Below are 16,930 nucleotides of genomic sequence, written 5' to 3' on the forward strand. Positions count from 1 at the left end.
GTGGGAGTGTCCTTACACTTCAATGCAGGCAGGCAGTCTAGCTTGCCAAAGGGGTGGGTGGCTATGGGGGCACAAGCTAAATCAAAGGTGCTGGTGCGTGCTTAACACACGTCCAACTTCGCTCGCCACCTCGTCTGCAAGGGTGACCAAACCACCTGTACGCGCTACCAATTGGTCGCTCGCCTTGCCATGCGCCCATACCCCCAAATTCGCGGCTTGCCATGCATTCAAGCCTTGTGCCAAAAGCGCGCCGATAAGCCCGCTTAGCACATCGCCTTGGCCGACATTGGCCATGGCGGCGCTGCCACCGGTATTGACGGCGATTTGTGTCTCGTCTGCGACGAGGCTGCCGGCGCCCTTGAGCACTACCGTAGCGTGAAATCGCGTGGCCAGTGTCTGGGCGGCATCGAAGCGTTGTGCTTGGATGGTGGCAGTACTGCAAGCCAGCAGCCGGGCTGCTTCACTGGGGTGGGGGGTAAGCACGGTTGGAGACTTGCGTGCCCGTACTTGTTCCGCCAGGTCGGTATCGGCGGCGATAAGGTTCAGCGCATCCGCATCTATCAGCAGGGGTTTGGGCGCTTGCAACGCCTGGGTCACTACGTTCTTTGCCATATCGCTTTGACCTAGTCCGGGGCCAAGCACGATCACGTCAGCAGATTCACTTAGCTGGGAAACGGTTTTTATAACTGTAAGCTGGCGAAACATCAGTTCTGGGCGAAGGAGATCGATACTGGGGCCATGTGGGTCCAGCTGGCCGACAAACACCTTGCCACAGCCCGCATGTAAGGCCGCGCGGCCTGCCAGCATGCTGGCACCCGCCATACCGGCCGCCCCACCTAGGATCAGGACGCTGCCAAAGCTGCCTTTGTGGCTGTCGGATTCCCGTTTAAGCGATACCGACTGGGCAATCTCCTGGCTCGCCTGTAATTCGCCGTTGGGGAGCTGATCTGGTGATAGTCCCAGCGTCGCCAACTGTCGTTCGCCTACGTGGTTACAGGCTGCTCCGGTGAGGAGACCACGCGCCGTGGCAATGAAGCTTAGCGTCCAACGGGCATAGATCGCGACGCTGGGCAGCGCACCACTATCAGCCAAAATGCCGCTGGGGACATCAAGCGCCAGCACAGGCAAGCCAAGCCCATTCACACTGTTGATGAGTGTTTCCCACTCAGAGTCGAGTCGCCGATTCAAGCCGATACCGAAAAGGCCATCTATCACCACATGGTAGGGGCTGGCTGGCAGATGATGGACTTCTACGCCGCCACTGGTGCGCCAGTCACGGTAGGCTAAAGTAGCATCGATAGGTAGCTTGCTTGGCCCGCTGGGCAATACAACGGTGACGGGGTAGCCCAGCTCACGTAGCAAGCGCGCTGCCACCAATGCATCACCCCCGTTATTCCCTGGCCCGGCTAATATCAGCACATGTGCTTGTTGACCAAAGCGTTGGCGGATGAAATCAGCTGCCGCCAAGCCAGCCCGTTGCATTAATGGCAGGCCCTGCGCTTGCGCAGCGTGTTCAATCTGGCGAAGTTGGGCTACTGAGTAGAACATGGGAGCATACAAATAAGGGCAATGCAGGGATTGTAGCGGGGGTGGATATGAAACGATTACTGATTCTGCATGCGGGCCAAACCGAGGCTGGGCCAGTCCATGCTTTGGCTTGTGCCGCATTGGCTGGCGCGGAGGTTGAAGCCATTGAAGTGAAATTGCTGCGCGCGCTCAATGCCGACATTGAAGACTTGTTGGCTGCCCATGCCGTCTTGTTTGTCACTCCCGAAAAATTTGGCTACATGGCTGGCGCACTGAAGGACTTTTTCGACCGTACCTTCTACCCAGCCCAGGGTAAAGTCGAAGGTCTGCCCTATGCCTTGATTGTCGGGGCAGGTAACGATGGCGTGGGTGCAGCAACCGCCGTTGCGCGCATTGCACAGGGTTACCCACTCAAAGCCGTGGCCGAGCCCCTTATCGTGCGTGGCGTGCCGACCACCGAAGATACCCAGGCAGCACAGGAATTAGGTGCTGCGCTGGCTGGTGGACTTGTGTTGGGGATTTTTTAGTTAAATCTTGCTTATCCATTGTGTTTAGTGTGAGCGTTGGTTTTGCTGCTGCGTAGACCATCAACGGACAAGCATAATGGCGTGATGACGAATGAAGCCCTAACAAGTTGGTGCGTCTACCTGCTCCGTTGCGCGGACGATAGCCTGTATTGCGGTATTACCAATGATCTTGCCAAGCGCATTGCTACTCACAATACCGGCAAAGGGGCGCGCTATACCCGGGTGAGGTTGCCTGTAGTTGTTGCTTATGTGGAGCCTTGTGCCGACCGATCCGAGGCTTCCAAACGCGAAGCAGCAATCAAGTTGCTGTCCCGGTCCTCAAAGTTGGCGCTTATTGCCAATCAGGGCGAGGTCGCTCTCGTCCTTCAAACCAATCCCGCTTAGTCCCCGTTGCCTTGCCGCGCGCAGCAGCCACACAAGTTTTGCCGCAGCTTGTGCTGGCGGCAGGCCTTGCGGGCGAATGTTCGAGACACAATTTCGGTCTGCATCCAGGCGACCAAGGCGGGGGGCAAAGGTGAGATAGGCGCCGAGGCTGTCGGGTGAGGATAAGCCTGGCCGCTCGCCGAGTAGCATCAGCACCTGACGTGCGCCCAGCAACTCGCCAGCCTCATCGGCCAGTGCAACCCGTGCCTGTTCGGCCAGCACGATGGGGGCCACGGTAAAGTCAGCCAACAATGGCAAGAGAGCATTGAGGGTAACAACGGCTTGGCGTTCCACTGCCAGGGCTGAGAGGCCATCGGCCAGGATGATGGCGAGATCGTAGTCGCCGACATGCTGGCCTAACGCAATGGCGCTGTTTTCACTTAGTCGCCGGCCCAAATCCGGCCGTTGCAAATAGATGCGGCGGTCATCGGCCCGGCTGGTGACGTGTAAGCAGGTTTGGCCCAGTTCGGCCAATTGATTACGGATGGTTTCCACGGCAAGCGGTAGGTGAACCGCATCGCGTGCTTGTGCGTGCGCAAGGCCAAAGGACAATACTTCCCGGGTAGGTAGGCCTGTGCCGGCTCGCCCCAGTGCGATTCGGGCTTGCGTGTGGGCTGCAAGCTTGTCCCAGGGGTCACGTGGGAGGAGTTTGCTCATAGCACACCCGTGGAAAAGTCAGCCAGGAGGCGGTGGTCGGCACGCGCGGGCAGTAGCTGGCCGGTTTGGTTGGTCAACCGCATTTCAGCAAGCCAGGCTTCGAATTCCGGTGCACGTTTCAGCCCCAGTACCTCTCGTAGGAAGAGCTGGTCGTGGAAGGAGGTGCTTTGGTAATTGAGCATGATGTCGTCCGCACCCGGCACCCCCATGATGAAGTTGATCCCCGCCGTGCCCAGCAGCACCAGCAGGTTGTCCATATCGTCCTGGTCAGCTTCGGCATGGTTGGTGTAGCAGATGTCGCAACCCATCGGCACGCCAAGCAACTTGCCGCAGAAGTGGTCTTCAAGGCCGGCGCGGATAATCTGCTTGCCATCGTAAAGGTATTCCGGCCCGATAAATCCGACGACGGTATTAACCAGCAGTGGCTTGAAGTGGCGGGCAACGGCATAGGCGCGTGCTTCGCAGGTTTGCTGGTCGACACCATGATGGGCGTTGGCTGACAACGCACTGCCTTGGCCGGTTTCGAAGTACATGACATTGTCGCCCACCGTGCCGCGTTTTAGCGACAGCGCAGCGTGATAGGCCTCTTCGAGCAATGCGAGGTTGATGCCAAAGCCTGCGTTGGCAGCTTCGGTGCCGGCGATAGACTGGAAAACTAGGTCCAGCGGCACGCCAGCCTCGATGGCGCGGATTTGGTTACTCACATGCGTGAGTACACAGCTCTGAGTAGGGATGGCATAGCGTTGAATCAGTTCATCCAGCATACGCCACAAGGTGGTAAGCGCCGGGATGCTGTCCGATGCTGGGTTGATGCCGATCACCGCGTCGCCCACGCCGTACATCAAGCCATCTAGCAGCGACGCAGCAATGCCACGCGCGTCGTCGGTCGGGTGGTTCGGTTGCAGACGCACGGCCATGTGGCCCGGCAGGCCCAGGGTATTGCGAAAGGCTGTGACGACATGGCATTTGCGCGCCACCGCAATCAAGTCCTGATTTCGCATCAGCTTGCTGACAGCCGCAGCCATTTCGGGTGTGATGCCGGGGGCGACAGTTGCCAACGTTGCACTATCGGTCTGTTCACTCAACAGCCATTCACGGAATTCACCGACGGCGAGTGATGCGATAACCGCGAAGGCAGCCGCATCGTGGCTGTCGATAATCAGGCGGGTGATTTCATCCGACTCGTATGGCACCAGCGCTTCATCAAGGAACCGGCGCAACGGCAGGTCTGCCAGGACGAACCTGGCCGCCATGCGTTGCTCGGCGCTTTGGGCGGCCACACCTGCCAGGTAGTCGCCCGAACGCGCTGGGCTGGCTTTGGCCAGCAGGTCTTTCAGGTCGACAAAATGGTGCTGGGTATGGCCCAGCTGGCAGGTGAATTTCATGGGCGTCAAGCCTGTTTGGGCTCTAGGCGTTCTGGCGATGCATTTTCTGTGGCGCCGACCTTGGCGGAATGCAACATTGCATCGCTGGGTGCGGCTGCTCTTTGCCGGCTGGTAAAGAAGAAGTAAGTAAAGGCAGCGGCCAGGAAGCCGACGAAGACCAGGGCCAGCAGCTGGTTGTAATACACCAGAGCGGCAAGGCAGATGCAGGCGGCCAACAGGGCAAAAGCGGGCACCACGGGGTAGCCGGGGGCGAGGAAGGTGCGTTCAAGTTGGGGCTCGGTCACCCGAAGCTTGAACAAACTGGCCATTGAGATGATGTACATCACAATCGCGCCGAATACCGACAAGGTGACGATATTGGCGGTGAGGGGCTGACCGCCGATGGTGATCAGGTTGTCACTGAAGATAGCGGCAATGCCCACTACACCGCCGGCCAGGATGGCACGATGTGGCGTTCGAAAGCGCGGGTGGATGGCAGCCAGGCTTTTAGGCAGATAGCCGGCTCTGCCCAAGGCGAAGATCTGGCGAGAGTAGCCCAGGATGATGCCGTGGAAGCTGGCAACAAGGCCGAACATCCCGATCCAGACCAACATATGCAGCCAGCCGCTATTGTCACCCACAATCATCTTCATGGCTTGCGGCAACGGGTCGTTGATATTGGCGAGCTTGCGCCAATCGCCTGCGCCACCCGCAAAAATCATGACGCTTACCGCCAGCACCAGCAAGGTGACGATGCCGCCGATATAAGCTCGTGGAATGGTGCGCTTGGGGTCCTTGGCCTCTTCTGCGGCCATGGCTGCGCCTTCGATTGCCAGGAAAAACCAGATGGCGAAGGGGATGGCAGCAAACATGCCACCGAAGGCAGCAACGCTGAAATGATCGTTACCACTCCAACCGCCTTGTACAAAGTTCGCCATGCTGAAGCCCGGCGCGACCACACCCATGAACACCAGCAGCTCGCCAATGGCGATAAGGGTGACGAAGAGTTCGAACGTGGCGGCGATTTGAACACCGACGATATTCAACGTCATGAAGACGAGATAGGCCCCCACCGCAGCGTATTTGGGATTGATGTCAGGAAATTGCACATTCAGATACGCGCCGATGGCCAAGGCAATGGCCGGGGGGGCGAAGACGAATTCAATCAGGGTGGCGATGCCAGCCAGGAATCCCCCTGCGGGGCCAAAAGCGCGTGTGGCATAGGCGAAGGGGCCGCCGGCATGGGGTATGGCGCTGGTCAGTTCGGTATAGCTGAATATAAATGCCATATACATGGCGGCGACAAAGAGCGAGGTAACCAAAAAGCCAAGGGTGCCAGCTTGTGCCCAGCCATAACTCCAACCGAAGTATTCACCGGAGATCACCAGCCCTACCGCGATACCCCATAAATGCCATACACCCAAGGTTTTCTTGAGTTGTTGTCCCATGATTATGTTCCCGAATTTGACGGCAATCGCCGTCAATGGCGCTGAAGTGGGTAGTTGTCGTCGGGCAAGCTCTCAGAACCTGTTTACGAGCAGACAGCGCAGCCGTGATCAAGCCTCATGTGCTGCTCAAAACCCCTCATATGCCTCTAAGTGCATGTCGAGTTTTTGCGCTGCGCGTCATTCTGCTGACGGCTGCTTGTGACTGTTCGTAATAAGCGCTAAGGTGTTCAAACCAGAAGAAGTGGCGTTGGCCAGCAGGCTGTATACGTAGCCCTAAATGAAGCTTGCTGGCAGCCTGCGCACTCTAACAATTTGCTAGCATCCAACACCATAAAAGCTCGCGAGGGTAGGGCTGGCGTTGCAAATAGGGTGCAGGAGTGTCGCAGAGTGCACAAATTCGGGGTGGCAGCAATCTATGCGTAGTCTGGTGGGACGGTGCCGGTTGTTGGTCTGATGCCATAGCCACAACAAATGCGTCATTGCGGTTCAGATTGGAATTCGCCCAATTGAATGTGGATTCGCCCAGTTAAAATTACTGGCTGGTGAGTTTTGATTTTTTATAGGTTGTTTTCATTTGATACATTCGTTCATCTGCCAGTTGAATAAGTTCGTCTGCGGATAAATGCTCATCAGGGCCAGAAGAGGCACAACCAATACTTAACGATACGACTTCTTCTGATTTGTACATTTCCTCTAAAAGCCGGCGGCTGAATATTTCTTGTGCCTGTTCCTCATCGCAATTAGGCAAAATAATACAAAACTCATCGCCACCATTACGAAAACTAAAATCTTCGCGACGACAACAGGTTTTTATTGCTTCAGACACAAAACGCAGAACCTGATCTCCTTTACGGTGTCCTTTTGTATCATTTAGATTTTTAAAATCATTGACGTCAATATAAACAGCGGTCACCGTCTGGCTGTGGCGCTCAGCATATCGAAGTACTTTGGTAAGAATTTCATTCAAATGTCTTACATTAAGCAGGCCAGTTAATGGGTCGGTTCTGGATAACTCTTCCAACTCTTTGGTTCTTTGCCCGACTTTATCTTCAAGCGAACGTGCATATTGCTCAGATTTGTTTTTTGATATTTCTATTTCTGAAACAAGACTTCGTATATAGGTTTCAAAGACCAAAGAAACGTCAAACATAAATAGTTTTGCGAGGGCGTTTGTTGTCGCGATTCTTTCCTCACTTTGCTTGAGAGTGGAAGCAATATATTCATTAAGCAGTGTATTTAATGAATAAACGGCGGCAAGGTAGAGTTTCGGTTCAACACCAATCCGTTTGTGTATTAGGCCAATACGCAAACGGTTGTTGACGTACTCCAAATCGTATACACCACTAAATATATCTATAATATATTTTCTTTGCGCGTTGCGAAGCCTGTTTAAGGTGTCGGCATCGCCAATCAGCAATGCAATTTCAGGTATGGCAGTTTGCTCTAGGTAAAACGCATTTACAATTTTTTCTAATTCTTTTTCGATGGTAAATTTAAAGTCGCCTAGGCATTTAGCATCTTGTTCTGAAAATGTGAATAGAGACTTTCGATTCTCTATTTCGAAATCGGTAATTCGCAATTGCTCAAGTAAGGTCTGATCCGTTTGTTTCATATTGCACCGGGCAATTTTTCTTATGTTTGAAATTAAATTTCATTTGAATGAGCATAATCTATGATCATTCAATTTTATAAGTGGCAGCGATGCAATTGTCAAGTTGGTTTGCGTGACAATTAAAAGGCGAGGCAGTTTAAAGCGCCTTGAAATAGTCAAGCCAAAAACATCAATTATTTCATACATTTACTTTTGCTTAAGTTGTCAAGGTGAGTTCCCCAATTAAGGGAGTCTCGTACGTAATAGCAAAGCTTATCGTTGCCGTCCTCGCCTGTTTGCTCATATAAATAGAGTGCTCGGCCTATGCTACGGCGGCGATAGCCATAATTGGCTTTTGGAAAGATTTGGCCACGCCATGCACCGGTGTTGATGTAACTATAGTTTGGCCGCTGCGGTGGGGTATCGAATTGAAGGTCTGCCTCCAGTGCGACGTGTGTATGGCCTTCGGTGTGAATGCTGAAGCCGTATTCACGGTATGCCGCATGAAAACCTGCCAGGCTGATGAGGTCTTTTAGCGCAATGCCGGACTTGGGTTCTTGTACCCATGCCATCAGCTTCATGACGCCCAGGCTGACAATTTCCTCGCGCAGGCGGCTCAGTATCCAGAGTATTGGCAGGAATACGATGATGGGAAAGGGGGCTCTTTGCCACGTGGTGCCATGCGATAACCAGCGGCGTAGATTGTTGCGGAAGTTGGTGGAAATCGCCCGCAGGATATGCTCATCCGTCCCTTTACTGCGCTGTGCGCGGGCTTCTTGCAAGATACGCACGATGCCCTTGGTAGCTGGGCGGTAAAGGTCCATTTCGTCCAGAATGCTGCACAGCCGGCTGATTGCCTTGGAATCCGTCCGGTTGGCGGCTTCCTGCAGGTGAAGCGCGTTTTTTGCGTCCCAGATAAAGCCGGATAACAGACCAGCCGCTACCGTGTCACCAAAGCAGGCATCGGTAAAAGGGGCAAAGTGCAGGGCTTTCCAATGGGCTGGGTGCCATTTCCCGACTTTCCAGCCTCCGGTGGGCACTGAGTTGCTGCTGTCGCGCCATTGGCCATGCGTGGCAAACAGCTGGAAGCCACGGTCGCCAAAATAAAAGGGGAGCCATGGGGCTTCACCGGGGGTGGCTCGGCCGTACATGGCGGTAATCCACTGTGTGTACTCGGCATCCTGCTCGGTGTCCCAATCCAGGCATTCCAGGTAGAACCGCTTGCGGGCGTGGCTGACCAGCAGCAACTCTTTGTCGTGGTTGCCCACGATGGGAATCACCTTCATGGTAACGCCAGCGTTTTTCAGGCGTGCTTTCAATTGCCGCAGCAGCTCAAAAAACCCATCTACGCCAAACAGTCCGCTCGGCCGGGCATGCTGGTCGATGATGCCGCCCATGATCTTGTCGATCAGCTCGACAAAACGGGGGTGGTCGCGCTCCCATGGGTAGACGCCGGCTTCGGTCCAGATGGCACTGCGGATCAGGTCTATGATGTCGCCGTTGAGCACAAACACAAGCTCTTGCTGGCCTTGCGCTGCCTGCTCGACCTGCTGAAAGAAGAACAGCCAGTCTTCACCTTCGCCGCTTTGGTTGCCCACGGTGCCATCTGTGCAATGGATGTCACTGATGACGATGCACAGGCGTTTGGACGCGGTGGAGGCCGGCAGAAAAGCCAAGTGGGGCAGGCTGCGTACACCGCTGCGTGCTTTCAGCAGCAGTTTCTGAAGCAATGGTTGGTTGGCGCTAGGCATTGCTGTGTATGCGCAGGAAGTCGAGCATGCGGGGGAAGGTGTCTTGCGCTACGTTTTTGCCCATGAAGACATCCTGATGGCCATAGCTGGGGTAGACATGCAACTGGTGGCGGCCGGGGACGATTTTTTCAAGCCGCTGGTGACACAGGATGTTGGAATCCGCGAAGACGCCGTTTTCCTGGCCGGTGGTCAACAGGAGGGGCGTCGTGACATTGGCGATGTTGGTGAAATAGTTGTCGGGCAGGGCTGCGTAGCGTGGGTTGCCGGGCTCGAATTTTACCGGGTCGTGGTTGGCGTTCACCATCTTCAGCACATGGCGGTAATAATTGACGCTGATGCCGCCAAACAGGTCGCCAAGCCGGTTATGGGTTTCCGCCGCCATGTTCTGGTGCAGGAAGAGGGCGGGTTTGCCCGCCCCCCACATGAAGCTGAGCATATGGCATTCACTCGAATCACACTCATGGTGGAACCAGTCCACTCCCATGGCCAGCAGCTTGCCGGGCGACCAACCCGGCTGGTGCCGCCAGCGTGGATTGACGTATTCGACTCCCAGTAAGTAGTCGCAAGCCAGTGGCCCGAGGCCAAGCTTGAGTTTGGAGAAGGGCGGCACATTGGTTGTCAGGGCGATGCTGTTGAGGATGGCGCTTTGGATGCTGCCAACCTGCCCGGCTGCGAGGCTCATGCCGAAAGTCAGTGCGCCTACGCAATGGGCAATCACATGCAGGCGTTTGTTTTGGCCAATGATCTGGCGCAAGGTGGCGATAGCGGCTGGGTGGTCGTACAACGCCAGGTCGTCCAGGTTGGCGTGGCCGCGGATCAGGTTGTAGGGAAAGCGGTTGCTGCCGCGGTGGTCCAGCGTAAAGACATCGCTGTACCCATGGTTGAGCAGGTGCTGTACCAGATTTTCGTGCTCGGGCATGATGAACATATCTGAAGACGTGGTAAGGCCATGGATGATCAGCACCACATCGTTACATGGCGCGCGCTGGAAGCGTGTCAGCTTCAGGCCTAGCCCATCGCCTGTGCTGAATGGATGTTCGGTGATGGTGGCGCCACGTACGCCTTCGGTGGTGGAGCGCGCATAGATGCGAGTTGCTTCGTAAGGCCGGGGGGGGAGTGAAGGTCCGTAGATTTGCCAAAGCGAGCCGGCAAAGAATTCTCCAAATGCTGCCATGCCCTTGATGCTGTTATTACCTTGCGCATCGGTTGCGCGCACGGTGCGCAGCACCTTGGCGAAATCGACAACGCCCAAACTGAGTATCCCCGTAGCGAGCAAATTAGCCTGTGGCGCTTGTTCTGGGGTGATGTGACCCACGAAAAGATTCGTATACAGCGTGGTGGTGTCATGCCAAAGGTCAAAGCCGAAGTGGTGCTGCACTTCTTTCTGACCGGCCAGGGTAAAGCGGTTACCCTCTGCATTCACGCAATACACCCGGTAGTTCATGACCTTGCGGTCGAGGTCAGCCGTGTTCGGCATCAGCATGAAACGCCCCGACTCTACCGTGGCCTGGCCGCCTACCAATGGGCCTTCGATGAAGCCTGTCAGCCTGGCACCGTGTTCGCTGGACGTCAGAAAGACGGCAAGATCATCGACATCGACATTCACATGTATGGCCAGTGGCAGATTGGCTTTACGTCCTTCCTCGAAACCATCGGCAAAGCTGTTTCCACCCAGGCTGGCATAGCCGCTCATGGTTTCAGCGAAATGGATCTTGATACCCTGCAACTCGGTACGCATCGTTATTTCCCCCTACAAATTTAAATACACCCTGGCGATCGCGCTTTATTTGGCCTGTCCTCGCATAGCTACCGGGCCGCGGGGCTAGGCTGGCATTCAATTGCAGGGTGGGTGTTTTGATTTTTGCTACCTTAACGAGCTGTCGGGTTGTTGGCCGGTGATGCCATGGGCAATCCATTCAGAGAGTGCGGTAATCGTGGCGGCGGGATTGGCACCCAGCGCACCGGGGATGATGGAGCCATCGGCTACATACAGCCCGGTGTAGCCGAAAACCTGGCCCCGATCTTGTTCGCCGGCACTTACCACGCCTTCGCTTGGGCTATCGGCCAGGGTACAGCCACCGAGCGGATGTACCGAGACGTTATGCCGCATCGGCCATAGCCAGTTCGGCATAGGGAGGAAATACCGGCCACCGCTGAATGTCTTGAATCGTTCTCCTATGGCCAGGATGGCGTCGTACAGCTTTTGGCTGGTCTTTTGCGGCCAGTCCAAATCAAGAAAGCCGGCTGGGTTGAGTGAAAAGCGCCCATCAGATTTATCGATGCCCATGCAGAGCAGAACAGAACTGTATTGGGTGATGTCTTGACTGAGCAACTGATTGATCAGACCACCCATGCGCCGGCTATTGTGGCCGGGGTAGAGCGAGCAAATGGCCTCTTTGACGACGCTGAGCAAGATTTTGAAACGGTCCCAAGGGTCGAGAACAGGTTCCAGCGTCGCCATGGCCCAGCCTGCATGCGTGGGGACGCTGGCGTCTTCGAGCAGGAAGGCGCGGTCGGGATCGTGGTTTTCAAACAGGTGGTGGTCGGTGTATTGCGTAATCACCGGCCCGTAGGTGGAGTTGATTTCCTTTTTGCCGTCCAATACAAACGACAGGAAATCGCCATTGCCCGAGAAGCGGTATCCCAGCCGTGGGCTGATGGCAGGCAGGCTGTGGAAGACATCGCGACAGCGCAGCAGCAATTCGTTGCTGCCCAATGTACCAGCTGATACCACGACGCGTTGTGTCGTCACCGAGCCGGGCTGGTTGGAGCTGTAGTCGACATAATAGACCCGATACCCATGTTCACCGTGTGCAGTGGCGTCGTCTTCGCCTGCTGCATTCAGCGGGATTATCCAGTTGACCTGGGTTTGGGTCTGAACCTTGGCGCCATGGTATTCGCGGGCTGCATGGATATAGTTCAGATCGGTTGAATTCTTGGCATGGACATTACAGCCAATGTCGCACTCGCCGCAGTAGGTGCAGGAGGTTTGTACCGCACCGTAGCGGTTTTTTTCCTGTAGCCCGATTTCGGAGGGCTGGGGTTGGTTGGCGTAGCTATAGTCGTGGCCGAAGAAAACGGCGATGTCAGCAAGCTTGCTGGGCAGGTTCTGCTCGGCGGCGAAGCGTTGGAATGCCTGTGTACGCAGTATGAATCGTGTGTCGTTTTCATCCCGATGAGGGGGGATCGTGCGTGCGCCCAATACAGACTGTGCCACATCGTAATAGGGTGCCAGGGTTTGCAGGTTCAGCCCCTTGGGCCAATTTTGTTCGAACAGCCGGGCGGATGGGCGCAGGAAGACATTGGCGTAGATGAGCGAGCCGCCGCCCAGGCCGGCGCAGGTGACCGTGTCCATGCGTGGGAAGCTGCGGACATCGAACATCCCCAGCAGCATGTTTTTGTTGGTTTTTTGCTGAAGGACATGGCTGGGACGTACGCTTTTGTCGTCGGCGGGGCTCCAGAAGTTACTGGCCAGGTCATTGGGGCTGCGGGGGAATCGGCCCTTGGGGTAGGCCTTGCCTCTTTCAAGCAACAGCACCTTGCCAGGCCAGCGTTTGCTCAGTCTGGCGCACATAGTGCCGCCGCCAAAGCCACTGCCGATAATAAGGGCTTCGTGCTCCATCACAATAGACATGCTCTATCCTTCTTATGTTCATCTCTATTCGAAGCAGTCTAGCCAAGGCTAGGCTAGAAGCCAGCGCAAGTGCTTATTGTTCATCTGCTAGGATTAAGCGCTAATCGCCCATTGCTGCAGGACCGGCCTACTTTATTGTTGATGCAGACCATGCTCCCTTCTTTGTCCATCTTGGCTGGCTGCCGGTACTTGCTGCGAGGCTTGTTGGTGCTTGGCGTCTGTTGTTCTGCGATGGCATTGGAAAGCAAGGGATTGGTGTTGGGTGACGCGGAGAATGAAGGCCTTTCGCTGCTGCCTTATCTGACCGTATTGGAAGACCGCGGCCAAACGATGACGCTGGAGCAGGTGCGCACTGCAGATCGCAGCCATTTGTTCGAATCACGCTCGGGTGGTGGGCAGTCACTTAATTTTGGCCTGTCTCGCTCAGCGTTCTGGCTCAAACTGACATTACGCAACCCCAGCAATACATCGTTGGACCGATTGATTGAGATCGCCTACGCGCACCACGATAAGCTGGTTCTCTACCAACCGGGGCCAGATGGTCGTTACCATGGCTTGCATAGTGGCGGCGAGCTGCCATTTGCGGAGCGGCCGTATCCGAGCCGTTTTTTCGTATTGCCTGTGACCTTGCCGGCCGGTGCCGAGCAGACGCTTTATCTGCGTATGGCATCTGATTCGTCGATGGATATTCCCATCAAGCTCTGGTCCCATTCCGCCTTTGAACAGCACCAGCTCATAGACTATATCGGCCAAGCTTTGTATTTCGGCATGGCGATGGCGATGGGCCTGTTCAACCTGCTGCTCTTTTTGGTCCTGCGCGATCGTTCCTACCTGCTTTATGTTGGCTTTGTTGTTGCTGCGGCGTTGTCCCTGGCTTGCTACAACGGCGTCGCCTATGAATTTCTGTGGCCAGCTTCTCCCCGCTGGGCCAAGACGTCCACCATGATATTTTTTGCCATGAGTACATGGTTGTTACTGCTGTTCATGCGCAATCTGCTCGAAACCGAACGGTATGTGCCTAGGTTTGATAAGGCTCTGAAGGTCTTTGCGTTGATAAATCCGCTGCAGGTGCTGGGTTTGATGTTGGCCTTCCGGTCTACCTTGCCGATTGCCATTTTGATTGATTCGGTCACCATGCTGATGTTGCTGGTCACCAGCATCGCCTGCGTTTTCAAAGGCCAGCGCAGCGCCAAGTATTTTCTGGCTGCCTTTAGCTTCCTGATACTTGCCGCAGCTATGACTGGCATGCGCAGCTTTGGTGTTTTGCCGACCAACTTCCTCACCGTCAACGGCATGCAGTTTGGGTCTGCCTTGGAAATGCTGCTGTTGGCGTTTGCCTTGGCCGAACGCTTCAATGCGATACGGCTTGAGAAGGAAAAGGCCCAGGCCGAGGCATTGGCGGTGAATCTTGCATTGGTCGAGACCCTGCAATCGTCCGAACGGCTGTTGGAAGAGCGGGTGGAGCAGCGTACGCATGAACTCATTGAGGCGAATGAGCGTCTGCAGGAACAGGAAATGGCGCTACGCCATGCCATGCACGTGGCGGAAGATGCATCGCGCTTGAAGTCCGAATTCCTGGCCAATATGAGCCATGAAATACGTACGCCGATGAATGCGGTGATCGGCATGGCTTTTCTGGCGTTGAAGACCGATTTGAGCGTCAAGCAGCGCGACTATGTGAGCAAGATCCACACTGCCGGCAATTCCCTGCTGTCCGTGATCAACGACGTGCTCGACTTCACCAAGATTGAAGCCGGCAAGCTGGATATGGAGCAAGTCAGCTTCTCACTTGATGAGGTATTGGGCAATGTCGCCACGGTGACAGCCCAGAAAGCCCAGGATAAGCAGCTCGAATACCTTTTCCAGATTCCACCTGAGGTGCCACGCCAATTGATTGGTGATCCCCTGCGCTTGGGGCAGGTATTGATCAACGTTGCCAATAACGCGATCAAGTTCACCGAGGAAGGGGAAATCCTCCTCAGTTGTCATGTATTGCACCAGACTCAGGCGGAGGTCGGCTTGGAGTTTGTGATTCACGATACAGGCATAGGCATGACCGATAGCCAAGCTGCCAATCTTTTCCAGCCTTTTACGCAGGCAGATGGTTCTACCACGCGTAAATATGGTGGCACGGGGCTGGGGTTGGCGATCTGCAAGCGCTTGGTGAACATGATGGGTGGTGAGATTGGCCTTGAGAGTGCACCAGGAAAGGGGTCGACTTTCCATTTCACTACTTGCTTTGGCCTTGCCAGTGCGACTCCCCCCATCAGCGCCGCCAATTTACAAGCATGGAAAGGTCTGAACGCATTGGTGGCTGACGACAACCACGTGGCCTGTGAAATATTGGTCGATGCATTGCAGACCCTGGGTATTCATGCAGATGTTGCATACGATGGTGCAGAAGCCTTGACGGCTATTAGGGAAGCGGACGCCAAGCATCCTTACCAGTTGGTGTTCTGTGACTGGAAAATGCCGCAGCTGGATGGCTTGGAGGTAGCGAAAGCGCTGCAGAAGCTGCATCTGCGACATAGGCCGAATTTTGTGCTGGTGACAGCATTTGGCCGCGAAGAGGTGCGCCAGCAGGCAGAGTTCGCCATGGTGGATGGCATCATGACCAAACCCATCAACCAAGCCAGCGTGGCGGAAACGCTTGCCTCGATATTGCATGCGCCGACCAAGGTGGTAATCGCAATGCCGAGTGCCCAGGAAAGCGTGCCGCGCTGGTCGGGTGAACGCATATTGTTGGCCGAGGACAACGAGATCAATCAGCAGATTGCTATTGAATTGCTGCAAGGCGAGGGGTTGCAGATTGAAGTTGCCGAAACAGGTGTCGAGGCACTTACGATGTTGCAAACTCAGTCATCCGACTATTACCAGATGGTGCTGATGGATGTGCAGATGCCGGATATGGATGGCCACGAGGCAACAATTCAGATACGTTCGATGGCCCGTTTCAATGATTTGCCTATCCTCGCCATGACGGCACATGCGATGGTGGAAGAGCGTGAGCGTTGCCTGCTTGAAGGCATGCAGGATGTCATTACCAAACCGATTGATCCGCTGCGTATGTTCCTGACTTTGGAAAAATGGCTGCCGCCGCATAGTCATGCATCCGAGGCCAAACTTGCACCGCCGCAGGAGATAGACTCCGTGACAGAAGCGCCAAAGCCAGTGGTTGTAGCTGTGTCGCCCGATGAACCTAGCAAAACCGAAGTAGTGCTGAAGGGTTTTGACACAGAAACAGCATTGCGCCGAATGGGCGGCCGGCTGGAGTTTTACCATCGCATGCTCGCCAAATTGCCCAAGACGCTGGGCAATAACAGCGCCCAGCTGCATGCTGCCTTGGCTGACGCCGATCGGGCCACTGCTGAACGTATAGCCCACACTACGCTGGGTGTGGCAGGGAATGTGGGGGCAGTGGAGCTGGCCGATATTGCCCGTACGCTTGAACAAGCGCTGCACGATGGTAATGAAACAGAAGCCTTGTTGGGCGAATTCGATACGTGTCTGGCTGGTGTGTTGGCGCAGATCGAAGTGCAATTTCCGCAGCCCGCCAGCTAACCGCATGCGTGTGGCGGTGTTGAAAACAACACGCGTTGTTTAATTGGCTGCTTGACGGCCTTCGCTGCCAGAGGGACAATCCGGGTTCCCTTCCCAACTCTACAGGAGATAGCGATGACCAAATTTGACCTTTTCCTCCTGTCGGCCGTTGCTTCAGAACACGCTCAGCGTTCATAGCGTCCCTCCGGGCCAATGCGCTGCCGGAAAAAGTGTGCAAGCTAGGCAAGTGCTCGTTTTCGCTGTTTAGCGAGTTTATTCCTCAAGCACTCTCTTTCCTGTGTCTATGCCGCGTGTAACAGCCTCATCGGTTGTTCGCAGCAGATACCTAAGCGTGTTCCAAGCTGCCTCTCGCCCCTTGCTTGCCATGTACCGTCATGTCGCAGGGCACCCCTAAAACTTCGTCTTCGCTGTGATACGGCGTCGAAAAAATATCGTCGGGCAAAACCC

At 55.2% G+C, this 16,930-nt stretch carries 11 protein-coding genes; 3 read left to right on the forward strand and 8 right to left on the reverse strand.

Annotated features, from left to right (window positions below):
- Positions 1 to 81 precede the first annotated feature (81 nt).
- Positions 82 to 1,548 carry an NAD(P)H-hydrate dehydratase gene (locus CSQ89_RS00540; RefSeq protein WP_158228842.1) on the reverse strand — a complete coding sequence of 489 codons (1,467 nt, stop codon included), beginning with the start codon at positions 1,546 to 1,548 and terminating at the stop codon, positions 82 to 84.
- Positions 1,549 to 1,595: 47 nt separating this feature from the next.
- On the opposite strand from CSQ89_RS00540, the gene CSQ89_RS00545 reads away from it, so the two are divergent.
- Together CSQ89_RS00545 and CSQ89_RS00550 are read left to right on the forward strand one after the other, a co-directional pair.
- Complete coding sequence (locus tag CSQ89_RS00545; RefSeq protein ID WP_099404244.1) at positions 1,596 to 2,054, forward strand: flavodoxin family protein; 459 nt, start codon at positions 1,596 to 1,598, stop codon at positions 2,052 to 2,054.
- Between the two features lie 84 nt (positions 2,055 to 2,138).
- Positions 2,139 to 2,438, forward strand: coding sequence for a GIY-YIG nuclease family protein (locus CSQ89_RS00550; RefSeq protein WP_099404245.1), 300 nt, complete (start codon positions 2,139 to 2,141; stop codon positions 2,436 to 2,438).
- Here the strand turns inward: CSQ89_RS00550 and eutC are convergent.
- From eutC to CSQ89_RS00585, 7 genes are all read right to left on the reverse strand, one after another.
- The gene (gene eutC, locus CSQ89_RS00555; protein WP_099404246.1) at positions 2,373 to 3,134 is read right to left on the reverse strand and encodes an ethanolamine ammonia-lyase subunit EutC; all 762 of its coding nucleotides are present in this window, start codon (positions 3,132 to 3,134) and stop codon (positions 2,373 to 2,375) included. The two genes, CSQ89_RS00550 and eutC, sit on opposite strands and share 66 nt — an antisense overlap.
- On the reverse strand, positions 3,131 to 4,519 hold the full coding sequence (locus CSQ89_RS00560; RefSeq protein WP_099404247.1) for an ethanolamine ammonia-lyase subunit EutB: 1,389 nt from the start codon (positions 4,517 to 4,519) through the stop codon (positions 3,131 to 3,133). The genes eutC and CSQ89_RS00560 overlap by 4 nt, the downstream gene beginning before the upstream one ends.
- A 5-nt stretch (positions 4,520 to 4,524) precedes the next feature.
- A complete protein-coding gene (eat, locus tag CSQ89_RS00565; RefSeq protein ID WP_099404248.1) occupies positions 4,525 to 5,946 on the reverse strand; it encodes an ethanolamine permease in 1,422 nt (473 codons plus the stop codon).
- Between the two features lie 532 nt (positions 5,947 to 6,478).
- Positions 6,479 to 7,558 carry a GGDEF domain-containing protein gene (locus CSQ89_RS00570; RefSeq protein WP_099404249.1) on the reverse strand — a complete coding sequence of 360 codons (1,080 nt, stop codon included), beginning with the start codon at positions 7,556 to 7,558 and terminating at the stop codon, positions 6,479 to 6,481.
- 173 nt (positions 7,559 to 7,731) lie between these two features.
- Positions 7,732 to 9,288 carry a metallophosphoesterase gene (locus CSQ89_RS00575; protein WP_099404250.1) on the reverse strand — a complete coding sequence of 519 codons (1,557 nt, stop codon included), beginning with the start codon at positions 9,286 to 9,288 and terminating at the stop codon, positions 7,732 to 7,734.
- Complete coding sequence (locus CSQ89_RS00580; RefSeq protein ID WP_099404251.1) at positions 9,281 to 11,026, reverse strand: alpha/beta hydrolase; 1,746 nt, start codon at positions 11,024 to 11,026, stop codon at positions 9,281 to 9,283. Before CSQ89_RS00580 ends, CSQ89_RS00575 begins: the two co-directional genes overlap by 8 nt.
- A gap of 126 nt (positions 11,027 to 11,152) precedes the next feature.
- Entirely contained in the window at positions 11,153 to 12,922 is a 1,770-nt protein-coding gene (locus CSQ89_RS00585) for a GMC family oxidoreductase N-terminal domain-containing protein (RefSeq protein WP_099404252.1), read from the reverse strand.
- Positions 12,923 to 12,991: 69 nt separating this feature from the next.
- Here CSQ89_RS00585 and CSQ89_RS00590 point away from each other — a divergent pair, with 69 nt between their 5' ends.
- Complete coding sequence (locus CSQ89_RS00590; protein ID WP_139022775.1) at positions 12,992 to 16,483, forward strand: hybrid sensor histidine kinase/response regulator; 3,492 nt, start codon at positions 12,992 to 12,994, stop codon at positions 16,481 to 16,483.
- Positions 16,484 to 16,930 lie beyond the last annotated feature (447 nt).

Source organism: Chitinimonas sp. BJB300, assembly GCF_002735695.1.
Classification (GTDB): domain Bacteria; phylum Pseudomonadota; class Gammaproteobacteria; order Burkholderiales; family Chitinimonadaceae; genus Chitinimonas.